A 23108-nucleotide genomic window follows, 5' to 3' on the forward strand; every position below is an offset into this window, starting at 1 on the left:
TCTGAGCTCCGGGCTGAACGAATTAGTAGGCTTTGGCGTAGGTCTACGTTATAAGACTTTGCGAATGATTGTTTGCAAAATAAGCGGGTTACAATAGTAATCAATAAAGGTGGCACCACGGCTCTCCGTCCTTTTTAGATGGAGGGCCTTTTTGTGTTCAGTTGAGCAGAGAAAAGGAGAGATTAGTAATGACAGTTGAGACGAGAAGCTATGAGATGAAAGAGATTCAAGGAGACATGATGACCCCTATTTCCATTTACCAATCGATTAATGGAAGAAAGAAAATGCTATTTGAATCTTCCGCGAAGCATGAGGAAAGTGGACGCTATTCATTTATCGCATTAAACCCCATTGCAGAACTGATTGGTGACCAATCAGGCTATACTCTGTCATATACCAAGGGTGAAACGGAGAAAGGATCAACTTCTGTAATAGAAAAGCTAAAAAATTTAATGCCCATTCATATGGAAAAGTACCCGTTTGCTTTTTTTGGCGGTGCGATTGGCTACTTCGGATACGAAACAGCATTTTATCATGAGAAAATCGGGGAATTATTGCCTGATGAATTAGAAATGCCAGATATCCATCTAATGTTTTATGATACATTTATTATTTTTGATCATTTGAAGCAAACTGTGACGATTGCTGCAATTGATTTATTTCAAACTGGTCGCACGCAACAAGAGATGGCATCTGCTATTGAAACAATTTATACCGATTTACAGCAGGTTTTCAAGTTTCAAGAAGATACAAAAACAAGTCTTGCTTTCCAACCAAATATAGAACAGGCAACTTTCATTCAGATGGTAGAAAGAGCAAAGGAGCATATTGTAAAAGGTGATATTTTCCAAATTGTATTGTCACAACGTTTTTCTTCTCCTTTCGAAGGAAATCCTTTTGCCTTATATCGCCAGCTTCGCACTTCGAATCCTTCTCCCTATATGTTTTATATGGAGTTTGAAAAATATACTATTCTCGGAACTTCACCAGAAAGCTTAGTAAAAGTTAATAATGGCATGATTACAACCAATCCAATTGCAGGCACAAAGCCACGAGGAAAAAACTCCGAGGAAGATATGCAAATCGCGAAAGATTTATTGAATGATGAAAAAGAAATTGCCGAGCACCGCATGCTTGTAGATCTTGGCCGTAATGATATCGGAAGAATCTCAGAAATTGGTTCCGTACAAATCGAAAAGTATATGAAGATTGAATACTATAAATATGTCATGCATATAGTCTCCGAAGTAACTGGTCGCTTAATGAAAGACTTGCATGTGCTCGACGTGTTGACAGCTTGTTTGCCAGCAGGAACTGTATCAGGAGCTCCTAAAATCCGTGCAATGCAAATTATTAATGATTTGGAAACTACCAAACGCGGAGTGTACGCGGGAGCGGTCGGCTATATATCCGTCACTGGCAATATGGATTTAGCACTTGCTATACGCACGATGGTTGTGAAAGATGGCCTTGCGCATGTTCAAGCCGGAGCTGGTATTGTCTTTGATTCGATTCCAAAAAGTGAATACGAGGAAACGATTAATAAAGCAAAAGCATTGTTGGAGGTGCAACGATGATTTTATTAATCGATAATTATGATTCCTTTACTTATAATTTATTTCAACAAGTGAGCACGCTAGGACAGGAAGTAATGGTTATTCGAAATGATGCCATATCCATAGAGGAAATTGAACGATTAAATCCTGCGGCTATTATTATTTCTCCAGGTCCTGGTACCCCATCGGAAGCCGGCATTTCGGTGGAGATCATCCAGAAGCTGCACAGAAAATATCCGATACTGGGCATTTGCCTCGGTCATCAATCAATTGGGGCTGCATTTGGCGCGAATATTGTGCAAGCAAAAACAATCATGCATGGCAAGATTTCAAACGTAGAACATACTTATTCATATTTGTTTGAGGGTGTAAATGAACCCTTTTCCGTAATGCGTTATCATTCGCTTGTGATTGATGAAAATACGATAAGCGACGAACTAGAGGTACTTGCCAGAGCTGAAGATGATCAGGAAATAATGGCGATTAAGCATCGTGATTACCCTCTTTATGGACTTCAATTCCATCCGGAATCCATTGGAACTGCACAAGGGAATCGAATTATACAGACTTTTATAGAAACACTTGAATGATAATCTACAAAATTTAGGAGCTCCTAGTACCTTACTAGGGGCTTTTTTAGTTGTGAAATGCTTGAGAATGGAGTTAGTTGGAAATTTGGGGTGTTTAGTTGGATTTTTTGAAGGTTTAGTTGTAATTTCTGAGGATTTAGTTGGAAAAATGAACAGTTTAGTTGTAATAGTAAAAAAAGTAAAAAAAAGCTACTTATCCTTCATAGGGATAAGCAGCTTTTTCACTCGTCAGATTACAATATTAACCATTTTTCCAGGTATTGCAATAATCTTCTTCACTTCTTGACCTTCTAGCCATTGTTGCACTTGTTCAGAAGCTAAAGCTAATGCTTCTAACTCCTCTTTTGTTGCATCTTTAGAAACATTTAGTTTCGCGCGTACTTTTCCTTTAATTTGCACCGGAACTTCTACTTCGTTATCTACTAATTTAGACTCATCGAATGTTGGCCAAGATTCATACACGATTGTATCATTATGTCCAAGAATGCTCCAAAGCTCCTCAGCTATATGCGGAACGATTGGAGAAATAAGCTTCACAAAGCCCTCCACATATTCTTTTGAGATTTTCTCTGCTTTATAGCCTTCATTGATAAATACCATCATTTGTGAAATGGCTGTATTATAATGCATTGCTTCAAAGTCTTCCGTTACTTTTTTAACCGTTTGGTGATACGCTTTTTCCATATTGTCAGAAGAAGTGTCTGTAACTTTCGCACTTAATTTACCATCTTCATCGACAAGTAAACGCCAAATACGGTCTAGGAATCGTCTTGATCCATCTAAGCCGTTTGTTGACCATGGTTTAGAAGAATCCAGCGGTCCCATGAACATTTCATATAGACGAAGAGAATCTGCTCCATGACTTTTCACGATATCATCAGGATTAACTACATTCCCTTTTGACTTAGACATTTTTTCGTTACCTTCACCTAGGATCATTCCTTGGTTAAATAGTTTTTGAAATGGCTCTTTCGTTGCCACAACGCCGATGTCGTAAAGGAATTTATGCCAAAAACGTGCATATAACAAGTGAAGTACCGCATGCTCCGCTCCACCCACATAAATGTCAACTGGAAGCCAACGTTTAGCTAGTTCTGGATCCACAAGTGCTTCGTCATTGTTCGGATCGATATAACGTAGGTAGTACCAGCAGCTGCCTGCCCATTGTGGCATTGTATTTGTTTCACGACGCCCTTTTTTACCTGTTACTGGATCTACAACATTTACCCACTCCGTAATATTAGCTAATGGAGATTCACCGGTTCCACTTGGTTTGATATCTGTAGTTACAGGAAGCATTAATGGTAATTCAGACTCATCTACAGGAGTAGATGTGCCATCCTCCCAATGGATAATTGGAATTGGCTCGCCCCAATAACGTTGACGGCTAAATAACCAGTCACGAAGACGATACGTAATTTTCTTTTCACCTTTACCATTTTGCTCAAACCATTCGATCGCTTTGGCAATAGCTTCTTGTTTGTTCAAGCCATTTAAGAATTCTGAGTTCACAAGCGTACCATCAGCTGTGTATGCTTCTTTTTCAATATCCCCACCTGAAACTACTTCAACGATTGGTAAGTCAAATTGTTTTGCAAATTCATAGTCGCGCTCATCATGGGCTGGAACCGCCATAATAGCACCTGTCCCGTATGATGCTAACACATAATCCGCAATCCAAATTGGCATTTTTTCGCCACTTACTGGATTGATCGCATAAGCACCTGTGAATACACCTGTTTTGTGTTTTGCAAGGTCCGTACGTTCTAAATCACTTTTCAATTTCACTTGATCTTTATAAGCTTGCACTGCTTCAGCTTGTTCAGCAGTTGTGATTGTATCGACAAGCTTGTGTTCAGGCGCTAATACTGCATAAGTTGCACCGAAAATGGTATCTGGTCGAGTAGTAAATGCACGGAAGGATTCCTTCGTATCAGCTATGTCAAATGTAAGCTCAGCACCTTCTGAACGGCCAATCCAGTTACGTTGCATTTCTTTTAAGCTTTCCGGCCAATCTAGTTCTTCCAGGTCTTCCAAAAGTCTATCTGCATAGGCAGTTATGCGAAGTACCCATTGACGCATCGGACGACGTTCTACTGGATGTCCTCCACGTTCAGAAACGCCATCAATTACCTCTTCATTTGCCAATACAGTACCTAATGCAGGGCACCAGTTTACTGGTACTTCATCTACATAAGCTAGACCTTTTTTGTACAACTGAATGAAAATCCATTGTGTCCATTTGTAGTACGAAGGATCTGTCGTATTAACTTCTCTATCCCAGTCAAATGAAAATCCTAAATCTGTCATTTGACGTTTAAATGTAGCAATATTCTTGGCAGTAAATTCTGCTGGATCATTACCAGTATCAATCGCATATTGCTCTGCTGGTAATCCAAAAGCATCCCAGCCCATTGGATGAAGTACGTTATAGCCTTGTTTACGTTTAAATGCACTTAGTATATCCGTTGCGATATATCCCAGTGGATGCCCAACGTGTAAACCTACTCCTGATGGATAAGGAAACATATCCAATGCATAAAATTTAGGTTTGGATGGATCATCCGTCATTTTATACGTCTTGTTTTCTTGCCAATACTTTTGCCACTTTTTTTCGATTGCTTCATGATTAAAGCTCATTGAATTTCCTCCTTAAATGTAAGAAAGCGTAAGCGCCTGTGTATGCCCCGACAGGCAAATGGGTTTAGGGGAGGTCTGCAAAGTGCGCCACATCCTGTGGCATTGCAGACATAACCCGCATCGTGCGGGCCAAGGAGGCAGCTCCTCAGCCACCACAGCTATTTCACATTTGACCTCGAGGGGCTAGGCGCTGAAGCTAGAAATAAAAAAACTCGCCCCTTAAAAAATAAGGGACGAGAGATATACTCACGCGGTACCACCCAAATTAGTGAAAACTTCACTCAACTTGATTCCTTAACGCGGAAAACGGTATAAGCTACTAAAGTTCACTTATACAGACTCCAAGGCGAGTTCAATAGGGCATTTCACTAACTTTCACCAACCGTTAGCTCTCTAAAAAAACACACGCTATTTACTGATCCTTATCCCAGTCTTGCTATTACTTCGTATTTTAGAGGAAATAACAAGAAATAGCAAGTTTTTATTGCGTTGTGTATCCACCATCTAAAACAACAGCTTGACCTGTCATCCCTTTTGCAGAATCACTTGCTAAAAATAATGCCAAGTCAGCAATTTCCTTTACATCTAACAAACGTTTCTGCGGAACTAACGGATATAAAACTTCTTCTAGTACTGCTTCTACTGGAATGTTACGTGTTTTTGCAAGATCCTCAAATTGATTGCGCACAAGAAGTGTATCCGCATATCCAGGACAGATAGCATTAACCGTTATTCCATCGGCAGCCGTTTCCAAGGCTGCAACTTTTGTTAATCCAATAACACCATGCTTAGCAGAATTATAGGCAGCTTTTCCTGCAAAACCAATTAAGCCATTGATGGATGCCATATTAATAATTCTACCGAAGCCTTCTTTACGCATATGTGGAAGAACATGCTTAGTCGCCACAAATGGAGCGGTTAGCATAATTTTTATTAATAATTCAAAGCGCTCTGTCGGAAAATCTTCTAGCATTGCAACATGCTGCATTCCGGCATTATTAATTAAAATATCAATACGACCAAACTCTTCTACCGTTCTATTAATAGAATGTACAATTTCCTCTTCATTTGTAACATCACATTTAACACTAAGAACGTCTTCACCAAGTGACAATGCAGCTTCTTTTACTTTTTCTTCATTAATATCCGTTAAAACTACCTTCGCACCTGCTTCATAAAATTCACGTGCTATTTCAAATCCTATACCTTGTGCCGCTCCGGTGATGAGTAGTACTCTATCTTTTACCATTTGTATTACCTCCAAAACTCATTACTTATACTCTTTAGATATTAAAATTTAGATACCTAAACCTAGTGAAAACAAGATAATTGCCAAAGCTGTCCCTAATAACGGCACTACTACAGTCGTGGCTGCTACTCCCCAATATGCTGCACTATGCTTTTCTCCACAGATTGATTGAATTGTAGTTACTACATATCCATTATGCGGCAATGAATCTAGTGCACCAGATGAAATACTGACTACTCGGTGCAATGCTTCTGCGTTTACACCCATATCCATATAATGTGGTGCTAATAATGGTAAAGCGATAGATTGACCACCAGATGACGAACCTGTCATACCAGCAATTACAGATACTGCAATCGCAGCTCCAATTAAAGGTGATCCCGGAATATTCGTCATAGCTTCTACTGCAGTTGTAAATGCAGGGACATTTTTTGCAACCCCACCGAAACCAACAACTGCAGCTGTATTACCGATTGCAATAAGTGCACCAACAGTACCTGCAGAAAATGCTTCCCAGAAATTTTGGGAATACTTTCTTCCAACAATATAAGTTGCTATTACCCCACCAAGTAACGCTAAAATTAATGCGGATTGCGCTAATTTGTCATGGAATATAAAGGAAATAACTAGTACAACTACTAATGGCAGCATTGCTAAGAAAGGATTCGGTAAACTTCTTGTCGTATCGAATGTCGGATCAGATTCACGGTCTATAAATCTTTCTCCTTTACTAACCGCTTTCTGAATAATACGTCTTAGCCACCAATATCCGAAAATAGCCATAAATGCTGCTACGATAATACTTACTTCCCATCCTGCATATGCATTCGTTCCTAGAAACTCAATGGGAATCCAGTTTTGTATTTCTGGAGATCCTGCTGAAGTCATTGTAAAAGTTACAGAACCTAATGCTAAAGTTGCTGGGATAAACCGACGAGGTAAGTCTGCTTGCTTAAACAATGAAATTGCCATTGGATACACAGAGAACGCAACAACAAACAGACTTACGCCTCCATATGTAAGAATTGCACAGGCAATAACGATAGCAAGCACTGCATATTTCATTCCTAACTTATCAACAATCCATTTAGAAACAGAGTCTGCAGCACCGCTATCCTCCATTACTTTACCAAATACAGCACCAAGTAAGAACATTAAATACCAAGACATAATAAAGCCAGTAAACCCGGTCATATAACTTGTTACAAAATTGGCTTCCCCTTCATCCGCCAATTGTGCAAATAATGGCATGCCGCTTGTCAAAGCCACTAATAATGCCGATATTGGACCTGCTATTAAAATATTTACACCCTTCATAGTCAAAATAATAAGTAGAACTAATCCCCCAATAAGTCCAACCATACTTAATAATTCCATGAACATTTCCCCCAAATGTTTATTTCACTAAGTTTTATTTATAAATTTATTAAATTAACTAATTTGTACGTTTTCCTTTACATCTTTTACAATTAAGGATGCTTCTGTAGAATCAATGATATCTTGTACACTGAACCCCTCGAATACTTCTTTTAGTTCGAGTCCTTCTGGTGTTACTTCAATCATGGCACGCTCTGTAATGATTTTATTCACTACGCCTTTTCCTGTTAATGGTAGAGAGCACTCTTTTTTAATTTTTGCAGAACCATCCTTCGCTACATGATCCATAATTACAATTGTCTTTTTAGCACCATGGACTAAATCCATTGCACCACCCATTCCTTTAATCATTTTCCCGGGAATCATCCAGTTAGCGAGATCTCCTTTTTCAGATACCTCCATTCCCCCTAAAATTGCCACATCTACATGGCCGCCACGTATCATCGCAAATGATTCCGCACTTGAAAAAAATGAAGAACCAGGAATGGTCGTTACCGTTTCTTTCCCAGCATTTATTAGATCGGGATCTACTTCCTCTTCAGTCGGATATGGTCCAATACCAAGTAATCCATTTTCCGATTGTAGGACAACTGTTTTGTCAGGAGAAATGTAGTTCGCTACTAGAGTAGGAATTCCTATCCCTAAATTGACATAGTTACCATCTTCTATTTCTTTTTCTGCTCTTCTTGCAATTATTTCACGAGTATTCAACTAAGTCTCCTCCTTCATTCTTATGAACGTGTTGTTAAACGTTCAATTCTTTTTTCTTGTGCTGCTTGGAATAATCCTTGAACATAGATACTTGGTGTATGAATTTGAGCTGGATCTAAGTCGCCTGTCTCTACAATTTCTTCTACCTCAGCAATCGTAATTTTACCCGCAGCAGCCATCATTGGATTGAAGTTTTGAGCGGTTTTGTTATAAATTAAGTTTCCAAATTTATCTGCTTTCGCTGCACGAATAAGAGAAAAATCTGCTTTCAAAGCTTCTTCTAGTACATATTCTTTACCATCGTACACACGAATCTCTTTCCCCTCAGCAATTGTTGTACCAACACCAGCCGGAGTGAAAAATGCTGGGATACCTGCACCCCCTGCACGAATTTTTTCAGCAAGAGTTCCTTGTGGAGTTAGCTCTACTTCAATTTCTCCAGAAAGTACTTGGCGTTCAAATTCTTTATTTTCCCCAACATATGAACCTATCATTTTTTTTATTTGTTTATTATTTAATAATAATCCAAGTCCCCATTCATCGATCCCACAGTTATTTGAAATAACCGTTAAATCCTTTACGCCTTTTTTCACTAGGGCAAGAATCAGCTGTTCCGGTATCCCTACTAAACCAAATCCCCCTACCATTAATGTTGCTCCATCTTGAATTTCCATTACCGCTTCTTCTGCAGAAGAATAAATCGGTTTCATATGAATTCCCCCTTACATTTTTAACATCCTAATCAATTGCGCCTCGGAGTGATAGCGTCCAGATTTTGAATTGCGCTTTTGGTCTGCGTGATGCAGGTCAGTTAGCCGTTGTCACATGGATGCGACGTATTTAGACTAACATCCTATAACTCTTTTTCAAAATCGGTGGCATCCGCCGAAGGATTAAATTGAATAAGCATGAATTTGGTCTACCTCCGTTTTTAATGAATTCTAGTAATCATCCCGCCAATTGTAAAAATGAAAGACTATTACTGAATTAATTTAAAACGCTTTCATATGTAATTAAAACAGAATCGGAATATTCTAGCAATAGCCATTGTGACAATATTAAGTTCATGATATCCCCTCTAAATCCGAATTCCTGGATAATTTCTTCTGAAAAAGCACTATAAATATCATTTGATTCAACAGAAAAAATCCGATTTTCAGGACAAGTGTCCAATAAATCGGAATTAGGTCATAAGTTATATTTTTTTATTTTTTCATAAAGCGTCGATCTGCTTATTCCTAATTGTTTTGCAATCGTTGCTTTGTTGGATTGACTTTCAAGTAAATCTTGAATAACGCGTCTTTCTACTTCTATTAATATATCCTCTAGTTTTCCATTCGTGTTAAACGACAAAGCATTTCGCTTCTTTACTTGTATAGGCAGTGCAGAAGGCTCAATAATGTCATTTTCAGCAAGATATACCGCTGCTTGTAGTACATTTTGCAACTCACGGACATTTCCTGGCCAATGATAAGATTGAAGTATTTCTCTCGTTTTTGTTGCCAATACAATTTTCCGGCGGCCAGCCTGCACGACAAACTTTTGTAAAAAGTAATTTAACAGCTCATCTAGGTCCTCCAACCGCTCCCGTAAAGGCGGTATTTGTAATGTTACAGCTTGAATCCTATAAAATAGATCCTCTCTAAATTTCTTTTCCTCCACTAGATTTGCTAGTGATACATTCGACGATGCTAGTATGCGAACATCTACTTGTTCTTCTTTCTCAGCATGCGCAGTAAAAACCGTGCCATCTTGTAACGCACGTAGGAGTTTGGCCTGTAGCGTTAAAGGCAGCGCACTAATTTCATCTATGAACAACGTCCCTTTATCCGCTTGCTTATATCTCCCTCTACTAAATTTACCAGTTGCCAAGTCATACTTGCCGAATAATTCTTCCTCCAGCAATTCAGGTGGAACCGCTGCACAATTCACTTTAACAAACGGCTCGTTTGATCGTTCAGAAAGCTGATGTATGCTGTGTGCAAAAATCTCTTTTCCAGTCCCACTTTCCCCTTCAATTAAAACTGGTATATCACTCGGAGCAATTATTTCAATCGTTTCTTTTATTTTACGCACCGCTGCAGAGGTACCTTTAATATCTCCTAGATAGTAATCTTTATAACTATTATCCTCCATATTCAATTGAATGCGTTCCATTGTTGTACGAACATGAGAACTTAGCTTTTTCCAATCAGACATATCTCTAAATATCACACTTCCAAAAGCACCAACAATTTTCCCTTCCACAACAAGAGGTACTCGATTCGCAAGCATATACGTCCCTTTAATATAGTGAGGTGAGGCAATATGTGCTATCCCTGACTTTATAACTTCATGCATTTTAGTATTTTCTATAACTTCAGCAACCGGCTTTCCAATTGCCTCTTTCCTTTCTACCTCTAAGAAACGGCAATATTCTTCATTAATATAAAGAATGTTAGAAAACTCGTCCACCACTACAAACCACTGAAATGCATTTTCTAATATTTCCGCAAGCACAGATATAGATAAGTTTTTTAAAAAAGTTTCCATTGCAATCCCCCCTTGGAAACAGCTTTTCTTTAATATTCTCAAAGATTAGCATATTAATCAATTTCATTTCAGAAAAAAACCGTTTGATTTTCATCAAACGGTCCGTTTTTTAAGTGGTAAATCATATAGCAAACTCGTGACAATTGCAAAAATCATCAAGCTAGTTAGTATTAGGATCATCATTGGGGTTCCATAAGCCTCTACAAGTATTCCACCTATAAAAGGACCAATCATTCGACCAATGGTTGCCATACTATTGACGATCCCTTGATAAAACCCTTCTCTTCCTTTTGGTGCTAACTGACCAGCAAGTGTTGGTACAGCAGGCCATACGAATATTTCACCAATGGTTAGGATAACCATCGCTGTGATAAACATCGCATAACTCTCTGCAAAAGCAACAACAACAAAAGAACCCATGAAAATAACAATCCCGATGATAAGTTGCGCTTTTATTTTATGCTCTAATCGGCTAATGATTGGTTTAATCAGCGGTTGCGCCACAATAATAAGCGCACCATTGATCGACCATAGCAAACTATATTGTTTTAATGATATACCTAAATCTAACACATGCGTTGAAATAGTAGATGTCCACTGCACGTATACAATCCATGTCAGCATATACCCAATCGTTACAATCATCATAGCGTAAAAAGGTGCTTTTTGTTTTATTTCCTTTTTCTCGTTCAACACCGAGGTATGTCTATTTGTCGTAACAACCAATTTCCGATAAAAAACCCATACAATAGCTAAAAACAATACATAGGTCAGCAGATTTGCCATGAATATGTTGTTTATATTGTGGTCCGCTACAATACCAGCAATCGCCGGACCAATTGCAACTCCCACATTTTGCGCCAAATAAATAGCATTAAACGCTTTTCTGCCACCTTCTGGCCAAACACTACCGACCATCGCATACATACTTGGGAAAATAACTCCCCCACTAAAACCTAAAATTGCAACAAACCATATATATTCCGGCCATCCATGCCAAATTGTCAACATCACTAAAGCAACCATTGACAATATAATCCCTAGCATAATCGATTTATAACCACCAATACGGTCGAACAAATACCCTCCAAGTAAATTACCGATTACACCTGTTCCAGCATTAATCATGAGAACAAAACCAGCCATCGACAGCGACTGACCCAAGTAATCATGCATATAAATCGTATGTAAAGGCCATAAAAAGGAATTTCCCATCGTATTGACAAACATTCCGATGATTAAAAGCCATACAACTTTCGGCATACACCACACCTCATTTCCTCGTTCGCTAAACTATTGTATGCTTTTTTATAAGGTACTTCAAGGTAGATACAACAAACTTCACGAAGACGTGATAAAATAGGCATGTTAAGGAGTGAATTCGCATGAATGAAAAAAATTTTCCTTTTCCATCCGACGGAAAAAGGTATTATACATGGAATCGATATTTACGAGATAAATTTGACCAGAAGATTTTCAAAGTCGCACTAGACGCAGGATTTGACTGTCCAAATAGAGACGGTACAGTAGCTTTTGGAGGCTGTACTTTTTGTAGCGTTGCCGGTAGCGGTGACTTCGCGGGAGATAAAGTCGACCCAATCCCCGTACAATTTGAAAAAATAAAAGCCAAAATGCATGAAAAGTGGAAAAAAGGAAAATGCATTGCCTATTTTCAAGCATACACAAATACACATGCCCCACTCCCCGTGCTAAAAGAAAAATTCGAAGCTGCTTTAGCATTAGAAGGTGTCGTTGGGATTTCCATTGCAACTAGACCCGACTGCTTACCAGATGATGTAGTCGAGTATTTAGCGGAGTTAAACGAACGAACATATTTATGGATAGAGCTAGGACTTCAAACAGTACATGAAAGAACAGCCAGTTTAGTGAATCGCGCGCATGATTACCCTACTTATATAGATGGAGTTAACAAATTACGCAAACACGGCATTAGAATTTGCACACATATTATTAATGGACTTCCTTTAGAAGACCGTGAAATGATGATGGAAACTGCACGTGAAGTTGCTAAGCTTGATGTACAAGGGATTAAAATCCATTTACTTCATTTATTAAAAGGAACTCCAATGGTGAAGCAATACGAAAAAGGAAAGCTAGAATTTATGGAGCGGGATGCATATATTCAGCTTGTTGCCGACCAATTAGAAGTACTTCCACCTGCGATGGTTGTCCAACGTATTACTGGTGATGGACCGATCGATTTAATGATTGGCCCAATGTGGAGTGTCAATAAATGGGATGTATTAAACGGCATAGATGCGGAGCTTTTAAAAAGGGATAGCTATCAAGGGAAATTTTATGAAAAGACTGGTGTTCTACAATGATTTTAAAAAGAGTTTTACCATTTGCAAAAGAATTACTAGCAAGTGTTGTTGAAAAAGGTGATTCGGTAGTAGATGCAACTGCCGGAAATGGACATGATACCTTATATCTTGCAGATTTAGTAGGAAAAAATGGGCATGTGTATGCTTTCGATGTACAAAAAGAAGCCATTCAGTCAACCGCCGAAAAACTAAAACTAGCAAACTTGAGTGAGCAAGTTTCGTTAATTCATGATGGGCATGAAAATCTAGCAAAATATGTGTCTGGTCAAGTATCTGCTGCCATTTTTAATTTGGGTTATTTGCCTGGTAGTAGTCATGAGATCGTGACAAGAGGAGCTTCAACTATTCAAGCAATCGAATCTCTATTACATTTATTAAAAGTTGGCGGGCTTATCGTGCTAGTCGTTTACCACGGTCATGAAGGTGGAAAAGAGGAAAAAGATACCCTGATGGATTTCGTACAACAATTACCACAGTCGTACGCCCATGTGCTTTCGTACCAATTTGTCAATCAACAAAATGACCCGCCGTTTATATTGGCGATTGAAAAAATGAAGATGAGTTAACGTTTTAAGGAAACCCGACCTTTTTTGAATAGGTCGGGTTTCCTGCATTGCAACTACTATTAAAAGATTTGCAATGAAAAAAAGTTTTATATAATTTAAGTAACACTTCAACCACCTTTATGCATATCTAACAAAAATATGGGTATAGTACTTAGTAAAAAGGAGTAACTCCATGCCTAAAATTGCCTCTATAAGTACATATAAACCTCCCTATTCATTAAACCAAACTAATATTGAACAATTAACAAAAGAACTGTTCCAAGACAAAATCGCACAGCTAGATCGATTATTAAAAGTATTTGAGAATGGAGATATCGAAACCCGCAATTTTTGTGTACCTTTAGAGTGGCATCGAACAGATCATACTTTTGAAGAACGCAATGATATTTATATAGATTTAGCGACAAAATATAGTGTAGAGGTTATCCAAGCTTGCCTTCAAAACACAGCTTTTTTACAAACTACGATAGATCCAAAAGAAATTGATGCCATTATATTTGTCAGTACTACTGGAATCTCTACTCCGAGTATTGATGCACGCGTGATGAACCATCTTCCTTTTTCCGATCGCATGAAACGTATCCCGTTATGGGGACTAGGTTGTGCTGGTGGAGCTGCAGGAGTTAGCCGAGCATTTGACTATTGCAAAGCTCATCCGACAGAGAAAGTACTCGTTGTTTGTGTAGAGCTTTGCAGTCTTACTTTTCAACCAAATGATTTTTCGAAAAGCAATTTAATAGGTGCTTCTCTTTTTGCGGACGGTGCCGCTTGTGTATTAGTATGTGGGGATGAAGCAAATGTTTCAACGAAAAGACCCGTTCCTCACATTATAAATACAGCTTCTAAATGGATGCCAGACTCTGAAAATGTAATGGGATGGGATATTAAAAATAGTGGATTACATGTTGTATTTTCAAAGAGTATCCCTTCTATTATTTCTAGCTGGCTTGGTCCTTTCATCGATGATTTTTTTACAGAACAGCAACTGACAACAGAACAACTCGACCATTTTGTAGCACATCCCGGAGGAAAAAAAGTACTAAAAGCATATGAGGATACACTACACCTGACAGAAGACCACACATCAATTTCGCGAGACGTATTAAGAAATCATGGTAATATGTCTTCACCAACCGTCTTATATGTATTAGAGCAATTCATGCAAAATGAAAATAAAAAAGAAGCGATTGGTTTACTTGTAGCACTTGGCCCTGGATTTTGTGGAGAAGCAGTATTACTAAATTGGGGGGATTAGCATGTTGTTTTGGATTATCATATTCCTTGTAATTGCTCAAAGAATTATAGAAGTTTTGATTGCCAAACGAAATGAAAAGAGGATGCTTGCACGCGGAGCATATGAAGTAGGTAGCTCACATTATCCTTATATGATTACGCTTCATGTAAGTTTTTTTGTGTGCTTGATTGCAGAAGTCGTCTTTTTAAACCAACGTATTTCACCTTTATTTCCATTGTTTATGTTAATCTTTTTATTTGTTCAGGCACTTCGAATTTGGTGTTTAACCTCCTTAGGGACATTTTGGAATACGAAAATCATGATCTTACCCGGCGCAAACGTTGTGAAATCTGGTCCATATTTGTATATTAGACATCCCAATTATGTGGTCGTATGTATTGAAATAGCGCTATTACCTTTAATGTTTCAGGCATATTTTACCGCTATTTGCTTTACGCTCTTAAATCTAGCGATGCTTTCGGTTCGCATTCCACTAGAAGAAAAGGCTTTGATAGAAGCAACTGATTACAAAGAGGAATTTAAAAAGAAGATTTCGGCATCTTAACCGAAATCTTCTTTTATTTTGGATATTATTTTTTATTTGCTGCTTCTTCCACTGCTCTTGCAACTAATTGATGCACAGTTGGATCGAGTGGATTTGGTATTAACTCCCCTGGTTTTGTATGACCGACAATTGCTTGGGCTGCAGCTATTAGCATTGGGTATGTTATAGCAGACGCTCCAGCATCTAATGCTCCCTTAAATATACCTGGGAATCCGATTACGTTGTTTACAGAACGTCCATCTGCTGCAAAAGCTGCTCCTGCTGCGATTGCTTCAGATGGAAGTATTTCTGGATTTGGATTGGAAAGCGCTAAAATGATTTGTCCTTTTCGAACCATTTCAGGTTTGATCAAGCCAGACACTCCCGTTGTGGCAACGATAATATCACAAGTCTCCATCATTTCCTCAAGAGAGCCAATTGTTTTCCCTCCGTGCTTTAATAGACGATTTTGTGCTTCTTCTTGGCGATCTAGCCCATAAACGTCTTCTACACCATAAGCCATTAACATACGGCAAATCGCAAGACCAGCTGCACCAAGACCAATTTGACCGATTTTCGCTTTTTTCACATCGACATTGGTAGCTTTGCATGCAGATAATATAGCCGCTAAAGCAACTACTGCCGTACCATGCTGATCGTCATGCATAACAGGAATTGGAAGCTCTTCTTTTAGCCTTTCTTCAATTTCAAAGCAATGCGGAGAGCCAATATCTTCCAGTAAAATCGCTCCAAAACCTTTATGAATATGCTTCACTGTTTCTACTATTTCATCCGGATCGCTCGTGTTCAATAAAATCGGAATTCCACTTAATCCGACGAATTGATCTAATAATACAGCTTTCCCTTCCATTACTGGCATACCAGCAACTGGACCAATATTGCCTAAACCTAAAATCGCTGTACCGTCTGTTACGATAGCAACAGAGTTTCCAATCGATGTGAAGTAGTTAGCTTTTTCTGGATGGTTGTAAATTTCCATACACACACTTGCGACTCCGGGCGTATAGATTCGTTGCAAATCTCCAAGAGAGCGTACATCCAATCTACTCTTCATCGCAATTTTTCCGCCTTCATGCGCATTCAGTACATCATCTGTTACCGCATGAATTTTCACACCGTTTCCAATTTCTTCAATATTTGCAATTACTTGATCTAATTGTTCAATCGATTTACATGTAATCGTAATATCACGAAGCGTCGTCAATGCACCACTTTTTAAAGTAGTAATATCACCAATATCTCCTTCTCCTAAACCGATTGCAGTTGCAACTTTCGCAAAATTACCTGGTTTTGATGGAGTTTCCACAATAATATTTCGAATAATATGTTGTTTTTGCATATATTTCTCCTTTTGAATCTCTATATCTACCGTTTGATTATAACACAAAAAATCCCTTATTCTTATGGAATAAAGGATTCTTCCTTATTTAAGAGAACAATAAAGTTTCCAATGCTAGCGGTTCAATATATTGACCATCTTTATAAACACGCATATTGCCACCAGAAATCTCATCAATTAAAATTATTTCATTCGTTTTAGCATCTCTACCAAATTCGAGTTTAATATCATATAATTCTAACCCTTTTGTCGCTAAATCTTCTTTCACAAGTTGAGAAATTTGTTGCGTTAAAGTTTGTAACGTTTCATATTCTTCTTCTGACAAAATGGAAAGCATCGAGAGTGCTTGTTTAGAAATAGGAGGATCCTGACGATCGTCGTCTTTAATCGTTACTTCGACAAATGCATCGAGAGGTTGTCCTTCTTCACAATATGCTCCGTATCTGCGTAGAAAGCTTCCAACAGCTTTAAAGCGACAAATAACCTCAAGTCCTTTTCCAAAAACTTTTGCTTCTTTTACGGTCATGGTAGATTCCTCAATATTCGAATCAATGAAATGAGTAGGTATTTCTTTTTCCATTAACTTTTGAAAGAAGTATGTAGTCATACGAAGTCCTGCTTTACCAGCACCTTCTATTGTTAGTCCTACTGTATTTGCACCCGGATCAAAAACACCATTTTCTCCAGTCACATCATCTTTAAACTTCAATAAAATATTCCCGTTATCCAGCTTATATACATCTTTTGTTTTTCCTTGGTATGTAAGATTCACTTGGAACTTCCTCCTTTTTATAGCTACGACTTATTTTACACCTAAAGGATGCCGTCAAACAATATAACCAATAGATCTTAGCACATTATTTATAAAAGAATCAGAATAAGCAAAAATTTCTTCTCGTTCTGGTTCCTGATGCAAATCATGAAAACAATTTTTCCATTCTTTGAACTGATATTCGGAAAGAGTTTGTTTTTTTAACCAGCTAATGGTTGTTTGAGTATCCGTAATTTTGTCCCGTTCTCCTGTCATCAATAAAACCGGAACATTCGGGATAGATTCTTCTGCTTGAACGACGGTTTTCATCAATATTTGCAGTTCTTTATACCAGTCATTCGAAACAAGTGTACGATATGATTGGTCTTCCACAAATTGACGGTACACATCGTAATTTCTTGTTAACTCATTTAACTGAAGATCATGATTAATCTTTTGCGGGACAGATAATTTAGCTAGCGCATTTGTCCATTTAGAGGGCATTTTTTTCAATTGGAGCCATGGGGATGTTAGAATTACCCCCGCATATTCTATTTCTAGTTTACGCATTACTTTCACTAACAAAGTTGCACCTAGGCCGTGACCCATTAGGAAAATTGGTAGATCATATGTAACTGCAACTTGAAGTGCCTGTTTTATATAGTCTTTATACAATTCAAAAGACTCATCATGTAGCCCTTTTGCTTTTTTTAGTTCACCATGACCAGGTAAATCCCCCATAACGATATGACAATTGGAGCTTCTTAGTTTTTCAATTAGCCAAGCATATCTTCGATGGTGTTCATATGCACTATGCACGAGGACAACTACTGCCTTTGGTTTTTCTTCTGCTTCCCATTTCCACATGAACAGCACACCTTTCTGTTTTGTTTCATTTTTTGCATTTGTTTGATACGATTAATTATATTCTATTTTAATAAAGGGTGTGTATTTATTGATTTATCCATATAAAGACAAAATTCCATCGATAGATGAAACTGCTTTTATAGCTGATTATGTCACAATAACAGGCGATGTGACAATCGGTCCGGAGTCTACAATTTGGTTCAATACGGTAATTCGAGGGGACGTTGCTCCTACGATTATTGGACGTAAAGTAAGTATTCAAGATTTAAGTTGCCTTCATCAAAGCCCAAATAAGCCACTTATTATTGAGGATGAGGTAACGATAGGCCATCAAGCAACATTACATAGCTGTATCATTCGTAAAGGCGCATTAGTTGGAATGGGGTCAATTATTTTAGACGGCGCAGAAATCGGAGAAGGTGCATTTATAGGAGCAGGAAGTCTTGTACCTCCAGGAAAGAAAATCCCACCTAACTCATTGGCATTTGGAAATCCGGCAAAAGTGGTACGAGAGCTGAACGATGCTGATAAAGCAGATGTACAGCGAATTATTCATGAGTATGTCGAAAAAGGACAGTATTATAAATCATTACAGGAATAAGAAATGCTCAAATGAACTGCTCGTCGATTAATACTATGACAGAAAGAATTTTTAGGGGGGCTAGTATAACTAACAGCCTCTCTCTTTTAGGGAAGAATATGGAGAGTAGTTACTCTTAACTTTATAGATTTTTTAATCTGCAGCTACATAAGTGCAGCATGAACTCGCCAACGGAAAGCGAAGTGCACCGTGCTAAAGCACCTGTCTCTGGCCAATTTAGCTCATGGGAGCGATAAAATCGAAATAACGCACGTAATAGGGAAACTGCGCGGTAAGGCTTTATTAGGTATCCGCCGTGATTTTCGCTACAGGGTGGACGCTTTCCGCGGGCACAGCTTCAATCTCCTCGTCGCTCACGCTCCTGCGGGGCTTTCAGCTCGTGCTGTTCCCGCTGGAGTCGCCACCCTTTCGCTACAATCCAGTAGAGTTTGCTAATTACTAAGAAATAATGCACTAGATCTAGTACTACATTGTTTTTTCTATAGGGTGAAAACCTATGGTTAATTGAATAAGACATACTTTATAGTGATTATTAGTAGGTTCTATTGATTGGAGTGCAAGGCGGCGACTCCTGTGGGATTAGCGAGACAGGTGAGACCCCGCACGTAGCGTTAGCGGAGGAGGAGGCTCACCGCTCGTCCCACGGAAAGCGTCCGCCTGGAGCGGAAATCATGGCGAACATCTTAAAATCTTTACCGCGCAGTTTCCCTAAACCACGATTAAATTAAAACATGCCATTCCTTATGCGACTTGATTCAAGTTATCCACATATCTAAATTCTTTATAGTTTTCTAACCAATAAAAAAGCGATACTTCCCTAAATAACAAGGAAAGTATCGCTTTTATCAATTATAGACCAGCTTTTTCTTTTAAAGCATCTGCTTTATCTGTTTTTTCCCATGGTGCATCGATGTCTGTACGACCGAAGTGACCATAAGCAGCAGTTTGTTTGTAAATTGGACGACGAAGATCTAGCATTTTAATAATTCCTGCTGGACGAAGGTCGAATAATTCACGAATATACGCTACTAATTGTGCCTCTTCTACTTTTCCTGTTCCAAATGTATCGACAGCAATAGATACAGGTTGTGCTACACCAATAGCATAAGCTAATTGAACTTCACAACGATCTGCAAGTCCTGCAGCGACAATATTTTTTGCAACATAGCGAGCAGCATATGCAGCTGAACGGTCAACTTTCGTTGGATCTTTACCAGAGAAAGCCCCACCGCCGTGACGAGCATATCCACCGTACGTATCAACGATAATTTTACGACCTGTTAAACCAGCATCCCCTTGAGGACCACCGATTACAAAACGACCAGTTGGGTTGATAAAGTATTTTGTATTTTCATCGATTAAATGAGCAGGAACAATTGGATTGATCACTACTTCTTTTAAATCTTTTTGGATTTGTTCTAACGTTACTTCTGGATGATGTTGGGTAGAAATAACAATCGTGTCGATACGAACTGGATTATTATTTTCATCATATTCCACTGTCACTTGCGTTTTACCATCTGGGCGTAAATAGTCTAATGTGTCATCTTTACGCACTTCTGCTAAACGACGTGACAACTTGTGCGCTAAACTGATTGGAAGTGGCATAAGTTCTGGTGTTTCGTTACATGCATAACCAAACATAAGACCTTGGTCCCCTGCTCCAATTGCTTCGATATCTGAATCAGTCATTGATCCTTCACGAGCTTCTAACGCTTGGTCAACACCCATTGCAATATCAACTGACTGCTCGTCAATTGCAGTTAACACCGCAGAAGTTTCCGAGTCAAATCCGTATTTTGCACGAGTATAACCTATTTCTTTAATAGTAGAACGTACTACTTTTGGGATATCTACATAAGTAGATGTTGTAATTTCTCCTGCAACTAAAACAAGTCCAGTTGTTACACTTGTTTCACAAGCAACACGTGCATTTGGATCTTCTGTTAAAATTGCATCTAAAATAGCATCCGAAATTTGGTCACAAATTTTATCTGGATGCCCTTCTGTAACTGATTCCGATGTAAATAATCGGCGTTGTGTCATAGAATATTCCTCCTATATCCTGCGAGATTTCTCTCAAGAATTGATACGGTACTCATTCCCATGTCAAGCCATTTCAAATGGATTAAACTTGAAGCCGTTTCGGACTTGGCACACAAGGATAAAGGGCGATGTAATATAAAAAAGCCTTTCACTCACGTAATTTACATGAGGAAAGGCATTCATTTCATAAGCACCTTTCACTCTTATCAATCAAGGAATCACACCTTGTCTCAGGTTGGGCACCTTTGTAATACTAGAAATTACAGGTTGCCGGGTTTCATAGGGCCTGACCCCTCCACCAGCTCGGGATAAGAGTATCCGTTCAATTTATCATCATACGGAAACAACAGACAAATGTCAACAAAAAAACCGTTATTATTTAAAATGAAAATAAACACTCAATTAGTGTAGACTATTAAGTTAAATGTGTTATACTAATTCACATATCAAGTAAATACTCCTCCAAGCAAGGAGGAAAAACGAAAAAAGGATGGTAAATACAATATGAATTCAATCGATACGGTGAGTGAACTGAACGAATTGCTAGCTGGAAATAATATTAGCGTACAATTATCAGTGCCGCAACTTGTGGAAAAAGCAACTTGTAGAGGAGAAGCTATTTTAACCTCAACAGGTGCTGTAAAAGCAGAAACAGGTAAATACACAGGCCGTTCCCCAGAAGATAAGTATATCGTAGAAGAGCCTATCTCTAAAGACAAAATCGATTGGGGTTCTGTAAACCAACCTATCTCTCCCGAAATTTTTGATGCACTATATAAAAAAGTAACAAGCTACTTAAAAGAACAAGAAGAATTATTCGTATTTAAAGGATTTGCAGGAGCAGATAAAGAATCCCGTCTTGGCATCCAAGTGATTAATGAATTTGCATGGCATAATTTATTTGCCCATCAATTATTTATCCGTCCTACCGAAGAAGAGCTTGTAAATCATCAAGCAGATTTCACAATTGTAAGCGCACCTAACTTTAAAGCAGATCCAGCGATTGATGGAACAAAATCAGAAACATTCATCATCGTTTCGATGGAAAAGCGTATTGTATTAATCGGTGGAACTGAATATGCAGGTGAAATGAAAAAATCTATCTTCTCTATTATGAACTATTTGTTGCCAGAACAAAACATTTTTCCTATGCATTGTTCAGCAAATGTTGGAGAAGCTGGGGATGTTGCATTATTCTTCGGTTTATCTGGAACAGGGAAAACAACACTTTCTGCAGATGCAGGACGTAAATTAATCGGTGATGATGAGCACGGTTGGTCAGATAATGGCGTGTTTAATATCGAAGGTGGCTGCTATGCAAAATGTATCGACCTTACTCGTGAAAACGAACCGCAAATCTTTGACGCTATTACATTTGGAACAGTTTTAGAGAACGTAGTAGTAGATCCAGAAACTCGCGTGGCGAACTATGCAGATGATTCATTAACAGAAAATACGCGCGCAGCATATCAAATTCAAAATATCGATAACATTGTAGACCCTTCTGTTGCTGGTCATCCAAATACAATCGTTTTCTTAACTGCTGATGCGTTTGGCGTACTGCCTCCAATCAGTAAGTTAACAAAAGAACAAGCAATGTATCACTTTTTAAGTGGATTTACTTCTAAATTAGCAGGAACAGAACGTGGAATTACATCTCCACAACCAGCATTCTCTACTTGCTTTGGTTCTCCTTTCTTGCCATTACACGCTACTGTATATGCTGAAATGCTTGGGAAGAAAATTGATGAGCATGGTGCACAAGTATTCCTTGTGAATACAGGATGGACTGGTGGAGAATACGGTGTTGGTAGCCGTATGAAACTAGCTTATACGCGTACAATGGTACGTGCAGCAATCAACGGGAAGTTACGAAATGTAGATACTACAACAGATGAAGTGTTTGGTCTTGAAATTCCTACTGAAATCGAAGGAGTACCAGCAGAAGTGTTAATTCCACGTAATGCATGGGAAGACAAAGAAGCTTATGACGTGAAAGCAGGAGAACTAGCACAAGCTTTCCGTAAAAACTTCCAAAAATTCGGTACAGTATCAGAAGATATTGCCCTTAAAGGCGGACCTTTAGCATAATAATCAAAAAAAGGATGTCCCATTTAAATGGTGACATCCTTTTTTATT

Annotated in this window: 19 protein-coding genes, 1 riboswitch and 2 other annotated features (1 of these 22 running past the window's edge); of the genes, 8 read left to right on the plus strand and 11 right to left on the minus strand. The window is 38.5% G+C overall.

Going from position 1 to position 23108, the window contains the following annotated elements:
- Positions 1-136, plus strand: a binding site (T-box leader); it begins 93 nt to the left of the window's first position.
- Positions 137-188: 52 nt separating this feature from the next.
- Both trpE and FG382_RS10425 read left to right on the plus strand, forming a co-directional pair.
- Positions 189-1577 (plus strand): anthranilate synthase component I, encoded by a 1389-nt coding sequence (gene trpE, locus FG382_RS10420; protein ID WP_142538841.1) that lies wholly within the window; start codon positions 189-191, stop codon positions 1575-1577.
- Positions 1574-2146 carry an anthranilate synthase component II gene (locus FG382_RS10425; RefSeq protein ID WP_142538842.1) on the plus strand — a complete coding sequence of 191 codons (573 nt, stop codon included), beginning with the start codon at positions 1574-1576 and terminating at the stop codon, positions 2144-2146. Before trpE ends, FG382_RS10425 begins: the two co-directional genes overlap by 4 nt.
- A 228-nt stretch (positions 2147-2374) precedes the next feature.
- On the opposite strand, the gene leuS is transcribed toward FG382_RS10425, so the two are convergent.
- The 7 genes from leuS to FG382_RS10460 all read right to left on the minus strand — a co-directional run bounded on the left by leuS (position 2375) and on the right by FG382_RS10460 (position 11918).
- A complete protein-coding gene (gene leuS / locus FG382_RS10430; RefSeq protein ID WP_142538843.1) occupies positions 2375-4786 on the minus strand; it encodes a leucine--tRNA ligase in 2412 nt (803 codons plus the stop codon).
- Between the two features lie 226 nt (positions 4787-5012).
- Positions 5013-5224 (minus strand) — a binding site (T-box leader).
- Between the two features lie 43 nt (positions 5225-5267).
- Complete coding sequence (locus FG382_RS10435) at positions 5268-6035, minus strand: 3-hydroxybutyrate dehydrogenase (RefSeq protein WP_142538844.1); 768 nt, start codon at positions 6033-6035, stop codon at positions 5268-5270.
- A gap of 48 nt (positions 6036-6083) precedes the next feature.
- A complete protein-coding gene (locus FG382_RS10440) occupies positions 6084-7412 on the minus strand; it encodes a GntP family permease (protein ID WP_142538845.1) in 1329 nt (442 codons plus the stop codon).
- Between the two features lie 54 nt (positions 7413-7466).
- Positions 7467-8123, minus strand: a complete 657-nt coding sequence (locus FG382_RS10445) for a 3-oxoacid CoA-transferase subunit B (protein WP_142538846.1) — start codon at positions 8121-8123, stop codon at positions 7467-7469.
- Positions 8124-8143: 20 nt separating this feature from the next.
- Positions 8144-8833, minus strand: coding sequence for a CoA transferase subunit A (locus FG382_RS10450; RefSeq protein ID WP_142538847.1), 690 nt, complete (start codon positions 8831-8833; stop codon positions 8144-8146).
- A 478-nt stretch (positions 8834-9311) separates the two neighbouring features.
- Positions 9312-10655 carry a sigma-54 interaction domain-containing protein gene (locus tag FG382_RS10455; protein WP_142538848.1) on the minus strand — a complete coding sequence of 448 codons (1344 nt, stop codon included), beginning with the start codon at positions 10653-10655 and terminating at the stop codon, positions 9312-9314.
- A 93-nt stretch (positions 10656-10748) separates the two neighbouring features.
- Positions 10749-11918, minus strand: a complete 1170-nt coding sequence (locus FG382_RS10460) for an MDR family MFS transporter (RefSeq protein ID WP_142538849.1) — start codon at positions 11916-11918, stop codon at positions 10749-10751.
- 122 nt (positions 11919-12040) lie between these two features.
- Here FG382_RS10460 and mnmL point away from each other — a divergent pair, with 122 nt between their 5' ends.
- From mnmL to FG382_RS10480, 4 genes are all read left to right on the plus strand, one after another.
- On the plus strand, positions 12041-13000 hold the full coding sequence (gene mnmL / locus FG382_RS10465) for a tRNA modification radical SAM protein MnmL/YtqA (RefSeq protein WP_142538850.1): 960 nt from the start codon (positions 12041-12043) through the stop codon (positions 12998-13000).
- On the plus strand, positions 12997-13566 hold the full coding sequence (mnmM, locus tag FG382_RS10470; protein WP_142538851.1) for a tRNA 5-(aminomethyl)-2-thiouridylate-methyltransferase MnmM: 570 nt from the start codon (positions 12997-12999) through the stop codon (positions 13564-13566). Before mnmL ends, mnmM begins: the two co-directional genes overlap by 4 nt.
- Before the next feature lie 172 nt (positions 13567-13738).
- The gene (locus FG382_RS10475; RefSeq protein ID WP_142538852.1) at positions 13739-14821 is read left to right on the plus strand and encodes a type III polyketide synthase; all 1083 of its coding nucleotides are present in this window, start codon (positions 13739-13741) and stop codon (positions 14819-14821) included.
- Between the two features lies 1 nt (position 14822).
- The gene (locus FG382_RS10480; protein WP_142538853.1) at positions 14823-15365 is read left to right on the plus strand and encodes an isoprenylcysteine carboxyl methyltransferase family protein; all 543 of its coding nucleotides are present in this window, start codon (positions 14823-14825) and stop codon (positions 15363-15365) included.
- A gap of 25 nt (positions 15366-15390) precedes the next feature.
- On the opposite strand, the gene FG382_RS10485 is transcribed toward FG382_RS10480, so the two are convergent.
- From FG382_RS10485 to FG382_RS10495, 3 genes are all read right to left on the minus strand, one after another.
- Positions 15391-16704, minus strand: a complete 1314-nt coding sequence (locus FG382_RS10485; RefSeq protein ID WP_142538854.1) for an NAD-dependent malic enzyme — start codon at positions 16702-16704, stop codon at positions 15391-15393.
- 88 nt (positions 16705-16792) lie between these two features.
- Positions 16793-17476: a phosphoribosylaminoimidazolesuccinocarboxamide synthase gene (locus FG382_RS10490; RefSeq protein WP_142538855.1), complete on the minus strand. Its 684-nt coding sequence runs from the start codon at positions 17474-17476 to the stop codon at positions 16793-16795.
- Between the two features lie 54 nt (positions 17477-17530).
- On the minus strand, positions 17531-18322 hold the full coding sequence (locus tag FG382_RS10495) for an alpha/beta hydrolase (RefSeq protein WP_142538856.1): 792 nt from the start codon (positions 18320-18322) through the stop codon (positions 17531-17533).
- A gap of 88 nt (positions 18323-18410) precedes the next feature.
- Between FG382_RS10495 and FG382_RS10500 the strand changes: the two genes are divergently transcribed.
- On the plus strand, positions 18411-18923 hold the full coding sequence (locus tag FG382_RS10500; protein WP_142538857.1) for a gamma carbonic anhydrase: 513 nt from the start codon (positions 18411-18413) through the stop codon (positions 18921-18923).
- 849 nt (positions 18924-19772) lie between these two features.
- Here the strand turns inward: FG382_RS10500 and metK are convergent.
- A complete protein-coding gene (gene metK, locus FG382_RS10510; protein WP_142538859.1) occupies positions 19773-20969 on the minus strand; it encodes a methionine adenosyltransferase in 1197 nt (398 codons plus the stop codon).
- A 200-nt stretch (positions 20970-21169) separates the two neighbouring features.
- Positions 21170-21284, minus strand: a riboswitch (SAM riboswitch).
- 189 nt (positions 21285-21473) lie between these two features.
- Here metK and pckA point away from each other — a divergent pair.
- Positions 21474-23060, plus strand: a complete 1587-nt coding sequence (pckA, locus tag FG382_RS10515; protein ID WP_142538860.1) for a phosphoenolpyruvate carboxykinase (ATP) — start codon at positions 21474-21476, stop codon at positions 23058-23060.
- Positions 23061-23108 lie beyond the last annotated feature (48 nt).

It is taken from the genome of Psychrobacillus lasiicapitis, from assembly GCF_006861795.1.
Taxonomy (GTDB): Bacteria; Bacillota; Bacilli; order Bacillales_A; family Planococcaceae; genus Psychrobacillus; species Psychrobacillus lasiicapitis.

Excerpts from the sequence above, each read along its gene's own strand:
- pckA (WP_142538860.1), top strand. The coding sequence starts at position 21,474 with ATGAATTCAATCGATACGGTGAGTGAACTGAACGAATTGCTAGCTGGA.
- trpE (WP_142538841.1), top strand. The coding sequence starts at position 189 with ATGACAGTTGAGACGAGAAGCTATGAGATGAAAGAGATTCAAGGAGAC.
- leuS (WP_142538843.1), bottom strand. The coding sequence starts at position 4,786 with ATGAGCTTTAATCATGAAGCAATCGAAAAAAAGTGGCAAAAGTATTGG.
- FG382_RS10460 (WP_142538849.1), bottom strand. The coding sequence starts at position 11,918 with ATGCCGAAAGTTGTATGGCTTTTAATCATCGGAATGTTTGTCAATACG.
- FG382_RS10495 (WP_142538856.1), bottom strand. The coding sequence starts at position 18,322 with ATGTGGAAATGGGAAGCAGAAGAAAAACCAAAGGCAGTAGTTGTCCTC.
- mnmM (WP_142538851.1), top strand. The coding sequence starts at position 12,997 with ATGATTTTAAAAAGAGTTTTACCATTTGCAAAAGAATTACTAGCAAGT.
- metK (WP_142538859.1), bottom strand. The coding sequence starts at position 20,969 with ATGACACAACGCCGATTATTTACATCGGAATCAGTTACAGAAGGGCAT.
- FG382_RS10450 (WP_142538847.1), bottom strand. The coding sequence starts at position 8,833 with ATGAAACCGATTTATTCTTCTGCAGAAGAAGCGGTAATGGAAATTCAA.
- mnmL (WP_142538850.1), top strand. The coding sequence starts at position 12,041 with ATGAATGAAAAAAATTTTCCTTTTCCATCCGACGGAAAAAGGTATTAT.
- FG382_RS10440 (WP_142538845.1), bottom strand. The coding sequence starts at position 7,412 with ATGGAATTATTAAGTATGGTTGGACTTATTGGGGGATTAGTTCTACTT.
- FG382_RS10480 (WP_142538853.1), top strand. The coding sequence starts at position 14,823 with ATGTTGTTTTGGATTATCATATTCCTTGTAATTGCTCAAAGAATTATA.
- FG382_RS10475 (WP_142538852.1), top strand. The coding sequence starts at position 13,739 with ATGCCTAAAATTGCCTCTATAAGTACATATAAACCTCCCTATTCATTA.
- FG382_RS10425 (WP_142538842.1), top strand. The coding sequence starts at position 1,574 with ATGATTTTATTAATCGATAATTATGATTCCTTTACTTATAATTTATTT.
- FG382_RS10485 (WP_142538854.1), bottom strand. The coding sequence starts at position 16,704 with ATGCAAAAACAACATATTATTCGAAATATTATTGTGGAAACTCCATCA.
- FG382_RS10455 (WP_142538848.1), bottom strand. The coding sequence starts at position 10,655 with ATGGAAACTTTTTTAAAAAACTTATCTATATCTGTGCTTGCGGAAATA.
- FG382_RS10435 (WP_142538844.1), bottom strand. The coding sequence starts at position 6,035 with ATGGTAAAAGATAGAGTACTACTCATCACCGGAGCGGCACAAGGTATA.